At 71.2% G+C, this 19107-nt stretch carries 18 protein-coding genes and 1 pseudogene; 12 read left to right on the forward strand and 7 right to left on the reverse strand.

The features are described from left to right. Positions 1 to 21: 21 nt before the first annotated feature. The 9 genes from meaB (at position 22) to ABD743_RS26540 (ending at position 9949) form a co-directional block, all read left to right on the forward strand. Complete coding sequence (gene meaB / locus ABD743_RS26500) at positions 22 to 1005, forward strand: methylmalonyl Co-A mutase-associated GTPase MeaB (protein WP_344724937.1); 984 nt, start codon at positions 22 to 24, stop codon at positions 1003 to 1005. 185 nt (positions 1006 to 1190) lie between these two features. Beyond that, positions 1191 to 2204, forward strand: a complete 1014-nt coding sequence (locus ABD743_RS26505) for an aldo/keto reductase (RefSeq protein WP_344724938.1) — start codon at positions 1191 to 1193, stop codon at positions 2202 to 2204. Between the two features lie 59 nt (positions 2205 to 2263). Next, complete coding sequence (locus ABD743_RS26510; protein WP_344724939.1) at positions 2264 to 3067, forward strand: metal-dependent hydrolase; 804 nt, start codon at positions 2264 to 2266, stop codon at positions 3065 to 3067. A 76-nt stretch (positions 3068 to 3143) separates the two neighbouring features. Continuing rightward, the gene (locus ABD743_RS26515; RefSeq protein ID WP_344724941.1) at positions 3144 to 3971 is read left to right on the forward strand and encodes a DUF1932 domain-containing protein; all 828 of its coding nucleotides are present in this window, start codon (positions 3144 to 3146) and stop codon (positions 3969 to 3971) included. Positions 3972 to 4709: 738 nt separating this feature from the next. Next, positions 4710 to 5213, forward strand: coding sequence for an adenylyl-sulfate kinase (cysC, locus tag ABD743_RS26520; RefSeq protein WP_344724942.1), 504 nt, complete (start codon positions 4710 to 4712; stop codon positions 5211 to 5213). A 25-nt stretch (positions 5214 to 5238) separates the two neighbouring features. Next, a complete protein-coding gene (locus ABD743_RS26525) occupies positions 5239 to 5985 on the forward strand; it encodes an HAD family hydrolase (RefSeq protein WP_344724943.1) in 747 nt (248 codons plus the stop codon). Continuing rightward, a complete protein-coding gene (locus ABD743_RS26530; RefSeq protein WP_344724944.1) occupies positions 5982 to 8342 on the forward strand; it encodes a glycoside hydrolase family 65 protein in 2361 nt (786 codons plus the stop codon). Before ABD743_RS26525 ends, ABD743_RS26530 begins: the two co-directional genes overlap by 4 nt. 128 nt (positions 8343 to 8470) lie before the next feature. Further along, entirely contained in the window at positions 8471 to 8830 is a 360-nt protein-coding gene (locus ABD743_RS26535) for a TraR/DksA C4-type zinc finger protein (protein ID WP_344724946.1), read from the forward strand. Between the two features lie 60 nt (positions 8831 to 8890). Next, complete coding sequence (locus tag ABD743_RS26540; RefSeq protein WP_344724947.1) at positions 8891 to 9949, forward strand: DNA topoisomerase IB; 1059 nt, start codon at positions 8891 to 8893, stop codon at positions 9947 to 9949. A 22-nt stretch (positions 9950 to 9971) separates the two neighbouring features. Here the strand turns inward: ABD743_RS26540 and ABD743_RS26545 are convergent, their stop codons facing one another. Further along, a complete protein-coding gene (locus ABD743_RS26545; RefSeq protein WP_344724948.1) occupies positions 9972 to 10181 on the reverse strand; it encodes a hypervirulence associated TUDOR domain-containing protein in 210 nt (69 codons plus the stop codon). A gap of 76 nt (positions 10182 to 10257) precedes the next feature. On the opposite strand from ABD743_RS26545, the gene ABD743_RS26550 reads away from it, so the two are divergent. Both ABD743_RS26550 and ABD743_RS26555 read left to right on the forward strand, forming a co-directional pair. Continuing rightward, positions 10258 to 10839 carry a type 1 glutamine amidotransferase domain-containing protein gene (locus tag ABD743_RS26550; RefSeq protein WP_344724949.1) on the forward strand — a complete coding sequence of 194 codons (582 nt, stop codon included), beginning with the start codon at positions 10258 to 10260 and terminating at the stop codon, positions 10837 to 10839. 72 nt (positions 10840 to 10911) lie between these two features. Further along, positions 10912 to 11469, forward strand: a complete 558-nt coding sequence (locus tag ABD743_RS26555; protein WP_344724950.1) for a DUF6328 family protein — start codon at positions 10912 to 10914, stop codon at positions 11467 to 11469. Positions 11470 to 11496: 27 nt separating this feature from the next. On the opposite strand, the gene ABD743_RS26560 is transcribed toward ABD743_RS26555, so the two are convergent. Next, positions 11497 to 12270 (reverse strand): RNA polymerase sigma factor SigF, encoded by a 774-nt coding sequence (locus ABD743_RS26560; protein ID WP_344724951.1) that lies wholly within the window; start codon positions 12268 to 12270, stop codon positions 11497 to 11499. Between the two features lie 134 nt (positions 12271 to 12404). Here ABD743_RS26560 and ABD743_RS26565 point away from each other — a divergent pair, with 134 nt between their 5' ends. Then, positions 12405 to 14843 carry a HelD family protein gene (locus tag ABD743_RS26565; RefSeq protein WP_425566981.1) on the forward strand — a complete coding sequence of 813 codons (2439 nt, stop codon included), beginning with the start codon at positions 12405 to 12407 and terminating at the stop codon, positions 14841 to 14843. 4 nt (positions 14844 to 14847) lie between these two features. Here ABD743_RS26565 and ABD743_RS26570 read toward each other — a convergent pair whose 3' ends face one another. The 5 genes and pseudogenes from ABD743_RS26570 to ABD743_RS26590 form a co-directional block, all read right to left on the reverse strand. After that, positions 14848 to 15615 carry a 3-oxoacyl-ACP reductase gene (locus tag ABD743_RS26570; protein ID WP_344724952.1) on the reverse strand — a complete coding sequence of 256 codons (768 nt, stop codon included), beginning with the start codon at positions 15613 to 15615 and terminating at the stop codon, positions 14848 to 14850. A 51-nt stretch (positions 15616 to 15666) separates the two neighbouring features. Continuing rightward, positions 15667 to 16713: a hypothetical protein gene (locus ABD743_RS26575; RefSeq protein ID WP_344724954.1), complete on the reverse strand. Its 1047-nt coding sequence runs from the start codon at positions 16711 to 16713 to the stop codon at positions 15667 to 15669. A gap of 64 nt (positions 16714 to 16777) precedes the next feature. After that, the gene (locus ABD743_RS26580) at positions 16778 to 17503 is read right to left on the reverse strand and encodes a gamma-glutamyl-gamma-aminobutyrate hydrolase family protein (RefSeq protein ID WP_344724956.1); all 726 of its coding nucleotides are present in this window, start codon (positions 17501 to 17503) and stop codon (positions 16778 to 16780) included. Then, positions 17484 to 18842, reverse strand: a complete 1359-nt coding sequence (locus ABD743_RS26585; RefSeq protein ID WP_344724957.1) for a glutamine synthetase family protein — start codon at positions 18840 to 18842, stop codon at positions 17484 to 17486. Before ABD743_RS26585 ends, ABD743_RS26580 begins: the two co-directional genes overlap by 20 nt. A gap of 13 nt (positions 18843 to 18855) precedes the next feature. After that, positions 18856 to 19107: pseudogene (locus ABD743_RS26590) on the reverse strand (hypothetical protein); the annotation flags it as partial.

Here is a 19107-nt window from a genome sequence, read left to right on the forward strand (position 1 = left end):
GGCGAGCTCGGGAGGAGGGCCGTGGCCCGCGAGATCGATGTGCCGGCCCTCGTCAAGGGGGTGCTCGGCGGCTCGCGCGCGGTGCTGGCCCGTGCGATCACCCTCGTCGAGTCGAACCGCACCGACCACCGGCAGGCGGCGCAGCAGCTGCTGATGGAGCTCGCGCCGGAAGCCGTCACGTCCCGGCGGGTCGGGATCAGCGGCCTGCCCGGCGTCGGGAAGTCGACGTTCATCGAGCGGCTCGGCACGCGGCTCACCGGCGCGGGGCACCGCGTCGCCGTGCTTGCCGTCGACCCGTCCTCGACCCGGACCAAGGGCTCGATCCTGGGTGACAAGACGCGGATGGCCGCCCTGGCCGTCGACGAGAATGCGTTCATCCGGCCGTCGCCGAGCGCGGGGACGCTCGGCGGGGTGGCGCGCGCCACCCGCGAGTCGATCGTGCTGGTGGAGGCGGCCGGGTACGACGTGGTGCTCGTGGAGACGGTCGGCGTCGGCCAGTCCGAGGTGGCCGTGGCCGGGATGGTCGACACGTTCCTGCTGCTCACGATCGCCCGCACCGGCGACTCGCTGCAGGGGATCAAGAAGGGCATCCTCGAGCTGGCCGACGTGATCGCGGTCAACAAGGCCGACGGCCCGCACGAGAAGGACGCCACCCGCGCGGCAAGCGAGCTGGCCGGCGCCTTGCGGCTCGTGACGCCCCCGAACGCCGTGTGGCGTCCCCGCGTGCTGGCCTGCAGCGCCCAGAGCGGCGTCGGCATGGCGGAGGTATGGGATGCGGTCGAGGCTCATCGCGCCGCGCTGGAGGAGGCGGGCGAGCTGGCCGGGCGCCGCGCCGACCAGCAGGTTCAGTGGATGTGGGCGATGGTCCGCGACCAGCTGATGGACCGGCTGCAGTCCGACCGCAACGTGCGCGAGGCGATCCCCCAGCTCGAGCGCGACGTGCGCGGCGGGGAGCTCACCCCCACTCTCGGGGCACAGGAGATCCTGAAGCGCCTGGGTCTCTGAGCAACGGGCGGCCGATCAGCAACCGCCCTCGACGACGATGCTGCTGCGGCTCGTCACTCCTGACCGCGGCGCTCCCTCGAGTCTCGTGCCTCACAACCGAGCGTAGCGGTCCGCCGGACCGATAGCGTCGGCGTGGCCACCGAACCGGGCGAGTCGACGACAGGGGATGGCACCGGGATGCTCTCGTGAACGAAGCACGGATCACGCTCGGACACAGCACCATCCCGATCATGCCGATCGGCCTCGGATGCATGGGCATGTCGCAGTTCTACGGCACCGCCGACCGTGAGGAGTCGATCACGACGATCGCGGTCGCCATCGACTCGGGGGTGAACTTCTTCGACACCTCGGACATCTACGGCGCGGCCGGCTCAGCGCCGACGAGCAACGGGTTCGGCCACAACGAGACGCTCCTCGGCGAGGCCGTCCGGGGCCGGCGCGAAGAGGTCGTGCTCGCTACGAAGTTCAGCGCGCGGCCTGCGCCCGAGGGCGGGGTGGTCTTCGACGGCCGCCCGGAGTACGTCCGGGCGGCGTGCGACGCCAGCTTGGCGCGACTGCAGACCGACCACATCGACCTGTACTACTACCACCGGCTCGACCCGATGGTGCCGGTCGAGGAGACCGTCGGCGCGATGGCCGAGCTGATCGCCGCGGGGAAGGTGCGGGCGATCGGCCTGAGCGACGTCGAAGCGGACATCCTGCACCGGGCGGCCGCGGTCGCGCCGATCTCAGCCCTGCAGAGCGAGTACTCGCTCTGGGAGCGCGGCATCGAGGCCGAGGTCCTTCCGGCGTGCCGCGCACTGGGTATCACCCTCGTGCCCTACAGCCCGCTGGGCCGGGCAGCGCTGACCGGCACCGTCGGGAGCGACACGACGTTTGGCGCTGGGGACTTCCGCGCGACGTTGCCGAAGTTCTCCGACGACAACCTCCGCCACAACCTGACGCTGGTCGAGGAGCTCAAGCGGTTCAGCGAGGCTCGTGGTGCGACGCCGGGGCAGGTCGCTCTCGCGTGGCTGCTCTCCCAGCCCCACGACGTCGCGCCCATCCCCGGCACCAAGCGGGCGAAGTACGTGCGGGAGAACGCCGCAGCCACGGCCGTCGCATTGAGCGCCGACGACGTAGCCGTGCTCGGAGCGGTGTTCTCCCCGGAACAGGTGCGCGGCGCCCAGTACGGCGAGCTGGGCGTGCGGAGCCGCTGACGGGCCGGCTCCGGCGCGCCTCGCACATCTGTTCGGCCAAGATCGATTACGTTGTCCGAGTGCTCGGGGTAAGTCACGCAACGTCCGGTGCGGCCCTCGGGCTCGCTGTCGCAGGATTCGCACCACGGTGGGTGGGCGTCGAGCCGAGTGCGGGGACGGTGCTGACCTTCGCGGCGGTGTGCGCGGGCGCGGCGCTGCTGCCCGACCTGGACCATCCGTCGTCGATGGCGACCCGGCGGTTCTCCGTGGCGTCGTGGTTGGCCTGCTACCTGGTCCGTCCGCTGTCCGGCTTCGTCTACGACCTGACGAAGGGTCGCCGAGACACCGGCAAGGGCACGCACCGCGGGCTCACCCACACCGTGGCGGCGGCCGCGCTGATCGGCCTCGCCGTCAACTTCGCGTCGGGCCGTTGGGGCACTCCCGTGTTGATCGGAACGCTCTTCGTGTGCCTCGCACTGGCGATCAAGGGGCTCGACGCGCTGGTGCCCGGTCCACCGTCGCTGGTGATCGCGGGCTTCCTGACCTATGCGGTGGAGGAGTTCGTGCCGGGCGGCACGGCGGGCACGGCCGGCTGGCTCGGCTCGGCTGTGGCGCTGGGCATGGTGGTCCATTCGGTCGGCGACGCGGTCACCGAGTCCGGCGCCCCGCTGCTGTGGCCCATCCGGATCCGCAAGCGCAGCTGGTACCCGGTCGGCAGCCCGCGCCCACTGCGTTTCCGCACCGGCGGGAAGGTCGAGACCTGGGTGGTCGCGCCTGCCCTCACCGTGGCGACGTTCGTGCTGGCCGGGCTGGTCGTGCCGGGCGTGCGCCCGATGCTGCTGGACCTACAAGCCGAGGTGGTAAGGCTGATCGCCGGCGCCTGACGGCACTGCGCTTCGCCGACCGCCCACATCACGCGGTCTGTGCCGTGCCTGTTGTGCGAGGGGCGATGATGGTCACGTGGACGAACACGCAGGCCTCCCGCCCCGCCCGGTGATCGGCGTGCTGCACCCCGGCGCCATGGGTGCGGCGCTCGGAGCAGCCCTCAAGCCCGTGGCCGGCGCCGTGATCTGGGCCGCCGCCGGACGCAGCAACGCCACGTCGAAGCGCGCGGAGCTCGCTGATCTCGTCGGCGTACCCGACCTCGCCGCGCTGGCGGCCCGCTCGCACGTGATCGTCTCGATCTGCCCGCCCCACGCCGCCGTCGATGTGGCCGAGCAGGTGGCCGCTGCGCTGGCCGACCGCCCGGAACGGCCGATCTACGTCGACGCGAACGCCGTCTCCCCGGAGACCGTGCGGCGGATCGGCACGGTCCTGGGCGCCGAGAACGTCGTGGACGGGGCGGTCATCGGGCCGCCTGCGTGGGAAGCCGGACACACCGTGCTGTTGCTCTCCGGCGCGCACGCCGCCACGGTGGCGGAGCTGTTCTCCGGTTCGCCGTTCGAGGCTCGCGTGCTCGGGCCCGACCTGGGCTCGGCGAGCGCGCTCAAGGCCTGTTACGCGATGCAGAGCAAGGCGATGCCCGCGGTCTGGCTCGCGGTCGCCGCCGCGGCGCGTGGCTACGGCGTGCAGGACGCGCTGGGTGACCTGCTGGCCCGGGACGGGGTGGACCTCGCGGCGGTCCTCGACAAGCTGAGTGCGCAGGCGGGTCCGAAGGCCTGGCGCTGGGTGGGGGAGATGGAGGAGGCCGGCGACACGATGGCCGGCGTGGGAGTGCCCGACGGGTTCTCCCGCGCTGCCGCCGAGATGTACCGGCGGATGGCGCAGGAACACCCGGCAGATTCCTGAGGGGGCGTATCGGAAGGACCGAACGACCGCCGCCGCACCGGGGGGAGGGTAGGGCGGCGGCGGTCGACGGGGCGGGGTGTCGCCCCGGTCTCGTGGGCTAGTGGTCCACCGGATCCGCGGTGTCTCGCGGGTCCTGGCTCCAGCCTCGGTTGGTTACCGATTTCCAACCACGGTTGCCCGGCACGCCCACAGCCACCGCGTCGCCGACAGCGGCTGCGGTTTTCTGTGACGTGCGGTGCATGTGGGACAGCTTGGACTGTTGTGGCTCATGAGATCCAATCGTCCTGAGAATCTCACTCGAAGGTGTTCGTACCAGCGGACTTGACGTGCTTTCGAACCCGTGGGGTTGTTGTCGGCCGTGGTGCTCGCCACGGCACAGCCTCGATGGATGCCCGATGAGCCCACTACGGTTCAGCCGGCGAATTTCTTCGACGCTGTTCGGTCGAGTATCGGAGCGGATGCCGTCGACGTCTCCGCCGAGGCCTGGACGTCCACGCCTTCGGCACCGCGCTTGACGCGGCCTACGACGCGGGCGCGCGCCCACCGACCGGCAAGAACGGGTGATGCAGCGGCTTCCCGAGTTCCGGCGCCTTCCGGGCATCACGGCGGCGCTGGATCCGAAGGGCATCATTGCGTCTGGGAAATACAGCATCACATAAATGGCCCATCCGTCGTTTCGGCGTATGTGAGCTGCGCGCCACCCGATCAGCCGTCATTGCGGTACTAGATTCGATGGGCGTGACGGGATCGGATTCCAGCCTCGGTATCACCGTGTGGTTCACCGGTTTGCCCAGTTCCGGAAAGTCGACGATCGCCGCAGGACTCGCGGCGCAGCTACGCGACGAGGGATCGCGGGTCGAGGTGCTCGACGGCGACGAGATTCGGCGCAACCTCACCCCGGATCTCGGGTTCAGTCGGGCCGATCGGGAGGAGAACGTTCGGCGGATCGGTCATATCGCCACGCTGCTCGCACGCAATGGCGTCATCGTGCTCGTCCCGGTGATAGCGCCGTATGCGGAAGCACGGGACAAGGTTCGTGCCGCACACGCCGAGTCAGGCGTGGAGTTCTTCGAGGTGTACGTCGCGACCCCTGCCGACGTGTGCGCCGACCGCGACGTCAAGGGCCTCTATGCGCTGCAGCGTGCGGGTCGGCTGACCGGCCTGACCGGCGTGGACGACCCGTACGAGCCGCCCGCCGTACCCGACCGAGTGGGTGAGCAGGGCGTGCGCCCCCGAAGGTGATCATGGGCTTCTGTACCGTTGTTCCATGCTCGGCCTCCCTGATGGCACGCGCGCGTGCCTCTTCGATCTCGACGGTGTCCTGACCGACACCGCCAGCGTGCACGCCGCCGCGTGGAAGCAGATGTTCGACGACTATCTGCGAGCCCGCGCGGAGCGCGACGGCACCCCGTTCCAGCCCTTCGACGTCAAGGCCGACTACGGCCCCTACGTCGACGGAAAGCCGCGGCTGGCGGGCACCGACGCGTTCCTCCGCTCACGTGGGATCGAGCTACCGGAGGGTGAGCCTGGTGACCCGCCCGACGCCGAGACGCTCTACGCGCTGGCCACCAAGAAGAACGATCTCGTCCAGGAGAAGATCACCACGGTCGGCGTGACCGTCTACCCGGGGTCGGTCCGGTATCTGCACGCCGTCAAGGACGCGGGCCTGGCCACGGCATGCGTGTCGTCCTCGGCCAACGCCGCCCAGGTGCTGGACGTGGCCGGGCTGAGCTCCCTCATCGACCACCGCGTCGACGGCGTGACGGCCCGTGAGCGCGGCCTGCCGGGCAAGCCGGCGCCCGACACATTCCTCGCCGCAGCCGCCGACCTCGACGTCGACCGGTCGCAGGCCGTGGTGTTCGAGGACGCGCTGGCGGGAGTTGCATCGGGGAAGGCGGGCGGGTTCGCCTTCGTCGTAGGGGTCGACCGCGTGGGGCACGCCGACGCCCTGCGCGCGAACGGAGCGGACACGGTGGTCACCGACCTCGCACAACTGCTGGAGGAGCAGCGATGAGCCCTGACACCGCACGGCCCTTCACCGTGGAGCCATGGGTTGTCCGTGAGCCGAGACTCGACCTGGACACTGTCGGCCAGGTCGAATCGGTGTTCGCGCTGTCGAACGGCCACATCGGGTTGCGGGGCAACCTCGACGAGGGGGAGCCCAACGCCTGGCCGGGCACCTACCTCAACTCGTTCTACGAGCGCCGCCCGTTGCCGTACGCCGAGGGTGGGTACGGCTACCCCGAATCCGGCCAGACGATCATCAACGTCACCAACGGCAAGCTGATCCGGCTGCTCGTCGAGGACGAGCCGTTCGACCTGCGCTACGGCGAGCTGCGCCGCCACGAGCGGGTCCTCGACCTGCGGGCCGGCACGCTCACCCGCGAGGTGGAGTGGGCGTCGCCCGCCGGCCGGGTGGTGGCCGTGCGCAGCACGCGGATGGTCTCGCTCACGCAGCGGGCCGTCGCCGCGATCTGTTACGAGGTCGAGGTGCTCGACGCGCCCGCACTGCTCGTCGTGCAGTCGGAGCTGGTGGCCAACGAACAGATGCCGGCCCGCAACGACGACGACCCGCGCGTCGAGGCCGCACTGACCGACCCGCTGGTGGCCGAGCAGTACCGCGCCGACGAGGCCGGCGCGATCCTGATCCACCACACCCGCCGGTCCGCCCTGCGGGTGGCGGCGGCGATGGACCACGAGGTCCACGGGCCCGACGGCGTGAGCGTCAGCTCGGAGGCCAGCGACGACATCGGGCGCACCACGGTGATCACCCGGCTGCAGCCGGGGCAGAAGCTGCGGATCATCAAGTACCTGGCGTACGGCTGGTCGGCGCGGCGCTCGCAGCCGGCGTTGCACGATCAGGTCCGCGCGGCGCTGGCCGCGGCCCGCTACACGGGTTGGGAGGGGCTCCTGGCCGAGCAGCGCCAGTACCTCGACGACTTCTGGGAGACCGCCGACGTCGAGATCGACGGCGACGCGGAGCTGCAGCAGGCCGTGCGGGTGGCGGTCTTCCACGTGCTGCAGGCAGGTGCCCGGGCCGAGCGACGGGCGATCGGGGCCAAGGGGCTGACCGGCGAGGGCTACGACGGTCACACCTTCTGGGACACCGAGACCTTCTGCCTGCCGGTGCTGTCGCACCTCGCGCCGGAAGCGGCCGCGGACGCGCTGCGGTGGCGGCAGTCGATCCTCCCGATGGCCTACGAGCGCGCCGAACAGCTGGGGCTGTCCGGAGCGGCGTTCCCCTGGCGGACGATCCGCGGGCACGAGTGCTCGGGCTACTGGCCGGCCGGCACCGCGGCGTTCCACATCAACGCCGACATCGCCGACGCGGTGCGCCGGCACGTCGCCGCCACGGGCGACGTCGACTTCGAGCGTGAGGTCGGGCTGGAGCTGCTGGTGGCCACCGCGCGGTTGTGGCGTTCCCTGGGCCACCACGACTCCGCGGGACAGTTCCGGATCGACGGCGTGACGGGCCCGGACGAGTACACGGCCATCGTGGACAACAACGTCTACACGAACCTCATGGCCCAGCAGAACCTGCGCGTCGCCGCCGATACAGCGGCGCGGCACTCGCGTGCGGCGGGGCGGCTGGGCGTCAACGCCGAGGAGATGGCGAGCTGGCGCGACGCCGCCAAGTCGATGCGCATCCCCTACGACGAGGTGCTGGGCGTCCACCCGCAGTCGGAGGGCTTCACCAACCACCAGGGCTGGGACTTCGAGAACACCCCACCGGAGAAGTACCCGCTGCTGCTGCACGTGCCCTACTTCGATCTGTACCGCAAGCAGGTCTCGAAGCAGGCCGACCTGGTGCTGGCGATCCAGCTGCGACCGGACGCGTTCACCACGGAGCAGATGCAGCGCAACTTCGCCTACTACGAGGCCATCACGGTGCGCGACTCGTCGCTGTCGGCCTGCACGCAGGCCGTCGTCGCCGCGTGGACGGGGCACCTGGACCTGGCTTACGACTACCTCGCCGAGGCGGCGTTGGTCGATCTGAACAACCTCGCAGGCAACACCGAGCACGGCGTGCACATCGCGTCGATGGCGGGCACCTGGACGGCGGTCGTGTCCGGGTTCGGCGGGATGCGGCTCGACAACGGTGGCATCGCGTTCGACCCGCAGCTGCCGCCCGCGCTGTCGCGCATCTCGTTCGGCCTGAAGTGGCAGGGCCGGCAGCTGCGCGTGGAGATCCGGCCCGGCGAGGCCGAGTATCGGCTCGTCAGCGGGCCTCCGATGCGGCTGCGCCACCACGGCGAGCCGCTGGCCCTCGCGGACGCCCCGCAGGTGCGGCCGATCGTGGCGTGCGAGCCCGTCGAGCCCGTCGAGCAGCCCTACGGTCGCGCTCCCAACGCCCGCCACCCCGGGAGCTGACCCCTCGAGAACCCGCTGAGCTGGTCGTCTCCACCACCGGGCGGACCGCCCGTGGTGGAGGCGTACCGGCTCGGCGGGGTGGGTATGCGAGTCCACTGATGCTTCCCGCACGCGACGGAAGGACGAATGTGGACCTCGACCGTGCCCGCACGCTGCTCACCACCGAGCTGGCCGAACTCGACGAGCGTGAACGGTTCGCCCGGTCGAGCCTGGCGGAGGCGTCGGCCGACATGGTCGGCGAGGAAGGCGCCCTCGGCCAGCATCCGGCCGACTACGGCTCCGAGGTGAACACCACGATGGAGGCCGGGCTCAGCGTCGACACCATCGCCGAACAGCGCCGCCGGCTGATCGACGCCGTCGAACGGATCGACACGGGAACCTACGGCCGCTGCGCCGTCTGCCACCGCCGGATCGACGACGAACGGCTGGAGGCCCGGCCGGAGGCCGCGACCTGCCGGGAGCACGCGGACACGCCTGTGGTCACCTGACGGGCGGTTCCGCCTGGTTCGGCGGGATATGGAGCCGTCCGGGCGGGTATTGAGCGCAGTGTGAGTGAGGCACCACTCGGGCTGGTCCGCGTCGATCCCGAGACACCCGGCCTGACCCGACGACGCCGTGGGCGCGGATGGAGCTACTACGACGCTGCCGGTAGCCCGATCGCCGACCCCGCGGAGATCGCCCGGATCAAGGCCTTGGTCATCCCACCCGCCTGGCAGGACGTGTGGATCTCGGCGGACCCGGATGGGCACATCCAGGCGATCGGCGTCGATGCGGCAGGCCGTCGCCAGTACCGCTACCACGAGGAATGGCGGCGCCTGCGGGATCAGGAGAAGTACGACCGGGTCCTCGGCCTCGGGAGGCGGCTTGCCGACGTGCGGGCCGAGCTGCTGGACCGGCTGGCGGAGAAGGGCCTCGGCCGGGACCGTGTACTGGCTGCCGGCGTGCGGATGCTCGACATCGGGGTGTTCCGATCAGGTGGCGAGGAGTACGCCCCCGGAGACGACGACGAGGACGGCACCTTCGGGCTGGCGACGCTGCGCCGCGAGCACGTCCGGCTCAAGCGCGGCGCCGTCCTGTTCTCCTACCCGGCCAAGGGCGGGATCCCGCGCACCATCGCGCTTCGGGACCCGCTGCTGCACAAGGTCGTCAACTCGCTGCTGCGCCGTCGTGGCGGTGGGGAGGACCTGCTCGTCTACCGCGTGGGCCGGGACTGGCACGACGTGCGGGCCGAGGACCTGAACACGGCGGTGAAGGAGCTGATGGGGGAGCAGCACACGTGCAAGGACCTGCGCACGTGGAACGCAACGGTGCTGGCCGCCGTCACGCTGGCGGCGGGCGTGGCACAGGGCGGCGTCCCGGAGAAGGAGCGGGCGCGGGGGCGCGTGGTGAACCGGGCGATCAAGGAGGTGGCCGACCACCTCGGCAACACCCCGACGGTGGCCCGTAGCTCCTACGTCGACCCGCGGGTGCTCGAGCGTTTCGAGGAGGGCCGGACGGTGCTCCCGGCGCTGCGCAGGATGAACGGTTCCTCGCCGGTCCCCGACCTGACCGATGACACGATCCGGGCGGCGATCGAGCGGGCCGTGGTGCGTCTGATCGGCTCCTGACGCCCACGCCTGCGCCGTAGGGTCAGCTCTCCTTCTTCAGCGCACCCGGCTTGTGCACAGCGTCGCGGCCGCTCTTCTCGCTGCGGACCTTGTACTGGGGGTCGTCGCGCGAGGCCCGGACGGTGCGTCCGGCGGCCTCGGTGTCCTCGGTGATCTTCTCCTCGACCTCGCCCTCTGCGGTGCCCCCGTGGCTCTTCCAGGAGACGCGGTCGCCCTTCTCGAACTCGGCCATGCCGGGGCTTACCCGCCATCGGGCCCGGGTACGCGACCAGGAGAGACCTCGATACCAGGGAGCGAGGAAGCAACACATGGCAGGCAAGCTGGACGGTAAGCGCATCGCGATCCTGGCCACCAACGGAGTGGAGCAGGTGGAGCTCGAGCAGCCGCGCGAAGCGGTGACCCGGGAGGGCGCGCGGACGGAGATCCTCTCGCTGTCCGAGGGCGAGATCCAGGCGATGAACCACGACATCGAGCCCGCTGACACCTTCACCGCGGACAAGGCGGTGAAGGAGGCATCCGCGGCGGACTACGACGCTCTCATCCTTCCCGGCGGCACGGTCAACGCGGACCGGCTGCGGATGGACCGCGATGTGGTCGGCTTCGTGCAGGAGATCTTCCGCGCCGGGAAACCGGTGGGGGTGATCTGCCACGGGCCCTGGACGCTGGTCGAGGCCGACCTCGTGCGTGGCCGGACGCTCACGTCGTATCCGAGCCTGCGCACCGACATCCGCAACGCGGGGGGCACGGTGGTCGACGACGAGGTCGTCACCGACCACGGTCTGGTGTCGAGCCGCAACCCCCGCGACCTGCCGGCGTTCTGCGCGAAGATCGTCGAGGAGTTCGCGGAGGGAGCACACCAGGGGCAGGCGAGCGGAGCGACGGCAGGCTGATCAGGCATCCGGCGGGACCTGGAAGGCTCTCAACGGAGTATTCGCCCCCGGTGGCCCGGGTACCCTCCCTGCATGGAGGGCCCGGGCTGCGGTGCGCCGGACGTCGGGATGGAGCGCCCCGGCGAGGGACCCTTGCAACGGGCCGACCGCAACATGATCGAGCTGCTGCAAGAGCTGCGGGTGGCGCAGACAGGCGTGCAGATCCTCTTCGCGTTCCTGCTGTCGCTGTCGTTCACCGAGCGGTTCGCGAGGCTCGACGAGGTGCAGCGGTGGACCTACATCGTCACCTTGCTGCTCTCGGTCATCACCGCCGGACTGATGGTCGCTCCTGCCGCCGCCCACCGCATGACGTTCCGCCGCGGGTTGAAGCAGGAGACGGTGCAGCTCGGTCACAAGCTCTTCACCGTCGGACTGGCCACGCTGGCGCTCACGCTCACGGGGTCGGTGCTGCTCGTGCTCGACGTGGCGCTCGGCGACGAGATCGCGATACCGGTCGCGACCGCGGTCGGGGTGATCCTGCTCGGGTTGTGGTTCGTGCTCCCGCTGCGCCTCCTGCGGCAGCCTCGCGACGGCGGCGGCACCGTGGCCGGCGGCCGGCCGGACGAGGAACGCACGCCGGCGCGAACCTAGTGCCGAGAAGCGTGGTGGCCGGTCCGGCTACTCCTCGTCCTCCGTGATCCGCCGGCGCATCTGGGCCAGCGTCTGGGACAGCAGCCGCGACACGTGCATCTGGGAGATCCCGACGCGGTCGGCGATCTGCGTCTGCGTGAGGTTGCCGAAGAAGCGGAGAAGCAGGATCGTCCGCTCCCGTTCGGGAAGCTCTTCCAGGAGCGGGGCGAGGGCCTCGCGGTACTCCACCTTCTCGAGTTCCGCGTCGGCGCTGCCGAGTGTGTCCGTCAGAGTGGTGTCGGCGCCCGCCACGAGCTCGTCCAGCGAGGTGCTGCGGTAGGCCTGCTGGGCGTCCAGGCCCTCGACGACCTCAGCGGGCGGGATGCCGATCCGCATCGCGATCTCGCTCGGCCGCGGAGCCCGGCCCAGCTCCTGGGACAGCGGGCCGATCGCCGAGTTGATGGCGCTCTGCAGGTCCTTGAGGCGCCGCGGTACCCGCATCGACCAGGTGCGGTCGCGGAAGTGCCGCCGGATCTCGCCGGTGATGGTGGGTACGGCGTACGAGAGGAAGTCGACGCCGCGGTTCGGCTCGAACCGATCCACCGCATTGAGCAGGCCGACGGTGCCGGCCTGCTCGAGGTCGTCGACCGGCTCGCCGCGCCCGGCGAAGCGCCGGGCGATGTGCCGCGCCACCGGCAGGTAACCTGTCACGAGCTTCTGGCGCAGCCCGGCTCGGCCAGGATCGTCCGGCGGCAGGGACGCGAACTCGGCGAACAACGGCGCCAAGTGGGCGTAGTCGGATTCGCGGGAGGAGTCAGACACGGCGCACCGGGCACCTGGGGCAGGGATCGGGTCGCACCGTGTGAGCTACCCGTGAGCAGTCGGTCGAAAACGCTCGCGCTGGTACGTTCGTAAGCTGCTATTCCGTCCGTCCGCTTCTCGAAGGTGAATTGCCGGTGTCGAACAGCACGTCCCACGCTCGCAGCGGCAGCGACACTCCGGCGGGTGACACACCGACGGGGGACACCCGTACCAGCGACAGCGCCTCCGCCGAGGTTCTCCGCGACGGCGACGGCGGAATCGAGTACGAGCGCCGCTACGTCGGAATGCTCTACGAGCGGCTCGACGCCCGCCGTGCCGACACGGCGCGTCGGCTCGAGTCCGTGCTGCACGACGAGACGGTGGGCACCCCGCAGGCACTCACCGAACGGGACGCCGCTGCGGCGATGTACACCGACCGTCTTGCGGCCCTGCGTGCCGCGGAGCACGGGCTGGCGTTCGGCCGGCTCGACACCGACGAGGGCGAACGTCGCTACGTGGGGCGACTCGGGCTGCTCGACGAGGAGAACGAGTACGAACCGCTCCTGATGGACTGGCGTGCGCCTGCGGCGCGCCCGTTCTACACCGCGACGGCGGCCTCGCCCGAGGGCATCCGGCGCCGCCGCCACCTGCGCACCCGCCGCCGCGAGGTCACCGCCGTCGACGACGAGGTGCTGGATCTGGACGACGCCACGGCCGCGTCGCAGGCCGGTGGCCTGACGAGTGAGGCCGCGCTGCTCGCCGCGGTCGGTGCCCGCCGTACCGGCCGCATGGGCGACATCGTCGCCACCATCCAGTCGGAGCAGGACGCGATCATCCGGTCGAAGCCCAGTGGTGTTCTCGTGGTGCAGGGCGGCCCGGGCACGGGCAAGACGGCGGTCGCGCTGCACCGCGCCGCGTACCTGCTCTACACGCACCGCGACCGGCTGGCCCGCCGAGGTGTGCTGGTGGTCGGCCCCAACCCGACCTTCCTGAGCTACATCGGGCAGGTCCTCCCGTCGCTGGGTGAGACCGCGGTGGTGCTCGGCACCGTCGGGCAGCTGCACCCCGGCCTCGACGCTCGGCGTGTGGAATCTCCGCTCACAGCTGCGGTCAAGGGCCGCGCCGAGATGGCGGCCGTGATCTCCGCGGCCGTCCGCGACCGCCAGCAGGTGCCCCGGCGTCCCATCGAGCTCGTCGTGGAACAGCAGCGGGTACGGCTCGACCGGGACATCGCCAACGCTGCGCGCACGCGCGCCCGGCGCTCGCGGCGGCCCCACAACGAGGCGAAGCGGATCTTCCACAAGGAGGCCGTGCGGCTGCTGGCCGACCAGGTGGCGCGCACGCTCGGCGGCCGCGGGCTGCTCGATGCCGGGGACCTGTCCGACATCCGGGAAGAGCTCACGGAGAGCAGGGAGCTCACCCGCGAGCTCGACGCGCTGTGGCCGACGCTCTCGGCCGAGCAACTGCTCACCGATCTGTTCTCCTCGTCGAAGCGGCTCAACACGGTGGCCCGGCGGCTCGCCGCCGCCGACCACGAGCTGCTGCTGCGCGACGCCCCCGGCGACGACGTCCCGGCGAACCTGCGCTGGACGCCCGCCGACGTCCCACTGCTCGACGAGGCCGCTGAGCTGCTCGGCGACGACGGCGCGGAGGCGGCGGCACGGGAGGCCGCCGCGCTGCGCGAAGAGGTGCTGTACGCCCAGGGCGTGCTCGACGTGCTCGACCTGGAGGAGGACCTCGACCCCGAACTGCTGCGCGCCACTGACGTCGTTGACGCCGACCGGCTGGCTGAGCGCCAGGCCGTGCGCCGCTACGACTCCACCGCCGACCGGGCCGCGGCCGACCGCGAGTGGACCTACGGCCACGTGATCGTGGACGAGGCGCAGGAGCTCTCGCCGATGGCCTGGCGGCTGGTCATGCGCCGCTGCCCCACCCGCTCGATGACGATCGTGGGCGACATCGCACAGACCGGCGACCTGTCCGGCGCGGCGTCCTGGGGCGAGGTGCTCTCGCCGTTCGTGGCCGCCCGGTGGCGGCTCGAACAGCTCACCGTCAACTACCGCACGCCGTCGGAGATCGCGGACGTCGCCGATGACGTGCTCGCCGCGATCGAGCCGGGGCTCGCCGCGCCGCGCTCGGTGCGCAGCACGGGTGTCCCCCCGCGCGCGGTGCGCGTCGACCTCGGGCCAGGCCCCGACGGTGCCCGCACGGCCACGGCGCTGGAGGACACCGTCGCGAAGGTTCTGGCCGAGGAGACCGGGGCGGTGGGTGACGGCCGCACCGCGGTGCTCGCCCCGGCCGCGCGGGTCGCCTCGCTGCGGGAGCGGCTGCTGGGGACGCCCGACCCCGAAGCCGACGGAGCCGGCGCCGAGATGGACGTCGACCTCACCGCGCCCGTGGTGGTGCTCCCGGTCACCGCGGCGAAGGGTCTCGAGTTCGACGCGGTCGTGGTGGTGGAACCGGCCGAGCTCCTGGCCGAGTCGGTGCGCGGTGCGAACGACCTCTACGTGGCCCTCACCCGCTCCACGCAGCGGCTGGCGGTCGTGCACGCCGAGCCGCTGCCGGCGATGCTGCACCGGCTGCACCACGCCTGAACTGCTACATGGGTGTCACGTACGCACCCGAGATGCCGCCGTCGACCAGGAACGTCGAGGCCGTGATGAAGGAGGCGTCGTCGCTGGCGAGGAACGCCACGGCGCCGGCGATCTCCTCGGGCCGGGCGAAGCGGCCCATCGGAATGTGCACCAGCCGCCGCTGTGCGCGCTCGGGGTCGGCGGCGAAGAGTTCCTGCAGCAGCGGGGTGTCCACCGGGCCGGGGCAGAGCGCGTTGACCCGGATCCCCTCACGGGCGAACTGCACGCCCAGCTCGCGCGACATGGCGAGCACCCCGCCCTTGGACGCGGTGTAGGAGATCTGCGACGTGGCCGCTCCCAGCACTGCCACGAACGACGCCGTGTTGATGATCGATCCGCGCCCGGCACGCTGCATGTGCGGGATCGCGGCCCTGCAGCACAGGTACACCGACGTCAGGTTGACCTCCTGGACGCGTTGCCACGCCTCGAGGCCCGTGGTGAGGATGGAGTCGTCCTCCGGCGGGGAGATGCCGGCGTTGTTGAAGGCGACGTCCACGCTGCCGTAATGCTCCGCCGCCGCGGCGAACAGCGCCTGCACCTGCTCCTCGGAGGTGACGTCGGTGCGCACGAACAGGCCGTCGACCTCGTCGGCGACCGCCTGCCCCTGGACCGTGTCGATGTCGGCGACGACGACGTTCGCACCCTCCTGCGCCAGCCTGCGGGCCGTCGCCAGCCCGATGCCGCTGCCGCCGCCCGTGACGACCGCCGTGCGTCCCGCGAACCGCTCGATCATGAGACCGGACACTAGTGCGGGCGGTTCTCGTACCCGGGCCCGGACGCTCCGCTACGCCGTGGGGACCCCGGGCCCGCACAGCTGTGCCCCCTGGCGCAGGATCGTGCGGGCCATCTCCCGGTCGCGCCGGCCCAGCCCGCACGACGCGGCGAGATCGACCGGGCGACCGAGGGCGTCCTCGATTGCCGCCACCGCCGTGCGCAGCTCGTCCGTCGTGCGGCCCTCGTGCAGGAGCCCGGCGACGAACCGGGTGTCCGGGGGCAGGCGCAATGCCGACAGCCGCGCGTAGAACGCCGGGTCGAGCGGCGTGGGCTCGCCACCGGCGGCCAGTGGGGCGTGGACGAGTTCCAGGCGGTGATCGGACGGCCAGCGGGCGGCCAGGGCGTTGAGCAGCGTCACGACCGGGCCGGTGTCGCGCAACCGGAACAGCGCGGTGTGCCGCAGGTCGCCCATGCACAGGTGCAGGCCGAAGCGCGTGCCCTCCGGGGTGAGGCGCACCAGCGCGGCGACCGTCCGGGCGAGCCAGGCCGCGACGGCCCCGCGCACCGGGGCGGGACTCATCGCGACGAAGGCGAGCTCGGCGGGCATCTCGAGCTGGACGAGCACGTCGTCGCCTGCGTCATCGCGGATGCGGCTGATCTCCCGGGCGATGGCCTCGGAGAAGGGCCGCCGGTAGAGGAGCGGCCCTCGGGGGCCCATGGTGAACATCGACATGCCGAGCCCGGTCGGCAGGCCGATCTGGAAGATCAGGTCGCTGCGGCCGTGCGCCTGACGGGCCGCGTCGAACACCGGGCGCGCCGCGGCGTACGTCTCCGGGTAGCCGAAGTGCAGGGAGTCACCGCGCAGCCGGTGGCCGCGGCGGACCCGGAAGTTGAGGAGCCGGTCGTAGCCCGCGAAGTCCCCCTCGCGGTGGACCACCAGATCGGGGTGCTTGCGCAGGCTCTGCATGACCGAGGCGATCCAGTTGCGTCGATCACCGGTCTCGCCGTCGGGCAGCGTGGCGAGGTAGGGCCCGGCCAGTTCCAGCATCTCGTTCATCGCGTCGGCCGTCGTGTCTGCCGGGTAGCTTCCGACCATGTGCAGGGCCCGGTTGATCATGAACCGAGCGTGAGCAATGGCAAAGACTTCGTCAAGTCACGCCATGGAGTGACCTATCCCAAGGTCAAGTGCGGGTTGCGGCCAGCAGCGCTGCCACGAGCCGGATGTCGGTTGCGTCCTGTTCGGGATGCCACTGCACACCCACCACGAACGGACGCGCGTCGAGTTCCACGGCCTCGACAGTGCCGTCGCCCGCGCGGGCGGTGACGACCAGGCCGTCGGCGAGCCGGTCGAGCGCCTGGTGGTGGTGGCACTGCACCGCCACCGCGGTGCCGACCGCGGTGGCCACGCGGCCACCGGGGACCAGATCGACCATGGTGGTGGCGAAGACGCCGGGGGTGGGGTTGTGCCCGTCATGCCCGACGGCATCGGGCAGGTGCTGGACGAGGGTGCCGCCGAGGGCGACGTTGAGCATCTGCAAGCCGCGGCAGACCCCGAGCACCGGGATGTCACGCTCCAGCGCCCGCTGCAGCATCGCGATCTCGGCGGCGTCGCGCTCGGCCCGCGCGTCGCCGGTGTGGGGGTGGCGGTGCGCCCCGTACCGCTGCGGGTCGATGTCGGGACCTCCGGACAGCACGAGTGCGTCGATCCGGTCGACGGCCGCGGCCGCCTCCGGGCGCGGTGGCAGGAGCACGGGGATCCCGCCCGCGGCGAACACGATGTCGGAATACGTGCGGGGGAGGAGCACCGTGTCGTGGTTCCACACCCCGTACGCCGCACGCTCCCCGTAGGTGGTGAGCCCGACGACCGGACGGTCGGGGCGGTGAGGATCAGAGCCGTTCGAAGCCACGCCTGCGCTCCCAGTCGGTGACAGCCGCGTCGAAGGCGGCCAGCTCCACTCGTGCAGCGTTGGCGTAGTGATCGACAACTTCCTGGCCGAACGCCGCGAGGGCCACCTTGGACCTGGCGAAGAGATCGGCCGCTTCCCGAAGCGTACCGGGCACTCGTGGGGCATCGGAGGTGTAGGCGTTGCCGACGAGCTCCGGCTCGAGCGGCAGCTCGTTCTCGATGCCGTGCAGCCCTGCCGCGATCAGAGCGGCGACCCCCAGGTAGGGGTTCATGTCACCGCCGGGCACGCGGTTCTCCACCCGTAGCGACGGGCCGTGCCCGACGACGCGCAGCGCGCAGGTGCGGTTGTCCATGCCCCAGGCGACGGCCGTGGGCGCGAACGAGCCATCGGCGTAGCGCTTGTAGGAGTTGATGTTGGGTGCGAACAGGTAGGTGAGCTCGCGCAGGCATGCCTGCTGCCCCGCGATGAACTGCGCGAACAGCGGGGAGAAGCCGTGCTGTTCGCCCCCGGGGAAGACCGGTCCGTCCTCCCCACGCAGCGAGATGTGGATGTGGCAGGAGTTGCCCTCCCGCTCGTCGTACTTCGCCATGAAGGTGAGCGCCATGCCCGCCTGGTCGGCGATCTCCTTGGCGCCCGTCTTGTAGATCGAGTGGTTGTCGCAGGTGGTGAGCGCGTCGGAGTAGCGGAAGGCGATCTCGTGCTGGCCGAGGTTGCATTCGCCCTTCGCCGACTCGACGACCATGCCCGCGCCCGCCATCCCGTTGCGGATCCGGCGCAGCAGCGGCTCGACCCGCGCCGTGCCGAGCATCGAGTAGTCGACGTTGTACTGGTTCGCCGGCTCGAGCTGCTGGTAGCCCTTGCGCCACGCCGTGTCGAACGAGTCGGCGAAGAGCATGAACTCCAGCTCGGTGCCCACGTCGGCCCGCAGACCGCGCTCGGCGAGCCGCTCCAGCTGGGCACGCAGGATCTGTCGCGGTGACGCGACCACGGGCGATCCGTCGGCCCACTGCGCGTCACAGAGCACGAGCGCGGTTGCCTCGTGCCACGGGACGTGCCGCAGCGTCGCGAGGTCGGGCTTCAGCACGAAGTCGCCGTAACCGCGCTCCCAGCTCGACATCGAGTAGCCGCCGACGGTGTTCATCTCGACGTCGACGGCCAGCAGGTAGTTGCAGGCCTCCGCGGCGTGCGGCACGACCTCGCCGAGGAAATATGTGGCCGCGCAGCGTTTGCCCTGCAGCCGGCCCTGCATATCGGTGAACGCCACGAGCACGGTGTCGATCGACCCGTCGTCCACCGCGACGCGCAACTGGTCGAGCGTGAGCATGCCACGTGGTCTCATGTGATCGAGGATTTCACGGTGCGTCGGTCTCCAGCTCCCGTTCGCCGATCGCCGGCTCCTGCTCGGTGCCCACTTCGCGTACGGGTCCGGTGAACCAGCGGCGCGCCGAGAGCAGGTACCAGCCGCCGAACAGGAGCAGCGCCCCGCCCACGGTGAGCGGCGCGTAGTTGACCACGTTCCAGTCGAAGTCGGCGGCGCCCGGAATGCCCTTGGGGGAGACCGGCATCAGGAAGAGCAGGCAGACGATGGCGATCCAGGCGACCGC

Origin of the sequence: Pseudonocardia yunnanensis (assembly GCF_039534065.1) — a bacterium.
Lineage (GTDB): Bacteria > Actinomycetota > Actinomycetes > Mycobacteriales > Pseudonocardiaceae > Pseudonocardia > Pseudonocardia yunnanensis.

Excerpts from the sequence above, each read along its gene's own strand:
- ABD743_RS26575 (WP_344724954.1), bottom strand. The coding sequence starts at position 16,713 with ATGATCAACCGGGCCCTGCACATGGTCGGAAGCTACCCGGCAGACACG.
- ABD743_RS26530 (WP_344724944.1), top strand. The coding sequence starts at position 5,982 with ATGAGCCCTGACACCGCACGGCCCTTCACCGTGGAGCCATGGGTTGTC.
- ABD743_RS26570 (WP_344724952.1), bottom strand. The coding sequence starts at position 15,615 with ATGATCGAGCGGTTCGCGGGACGCACGGCGGTCGTCACGGGCGGCGGC.
- ABD743_RS26545 (WP_344724948.1), bottom strand. The coding sequence starts at position 10,181 with ATGGCCGAGTTCGAGAAGGGCGACCGCGTCTCCTGGAAGAGCCACGGG.
- ABD743_RS26550 (WP_344724949.1), top strand. The coding sequence starts at position 10,258 with ATGGCAGGCAAGCTGGACGGTAAGCGCATCGCGATCCTGGCCACCAAC.
- ABD743_RS26525 (WP_344724943.1), top strand. The coding sequence starts at position 5,239 with ATGCTCGGCCTCCCTGATGGCACGCGCGCGTGCCTCTTCGATCTCGAC.
- ABD743_RS26555 (WP_344724950.1), top strand. The coding sequence starts at position 10,912 with ATGGAGGGCCCGGGCTGCGGTGCGCCGGACGTCGGGATGGAGCGCCCC.
- ABD743_RS26585 (WP_344724957.1), bottom strand. The coding sequence starts at position 18,842 with ATGAGACCACGTGGCATGCTCACGCTCGACCAGTTGCGCGTCGCGGTG.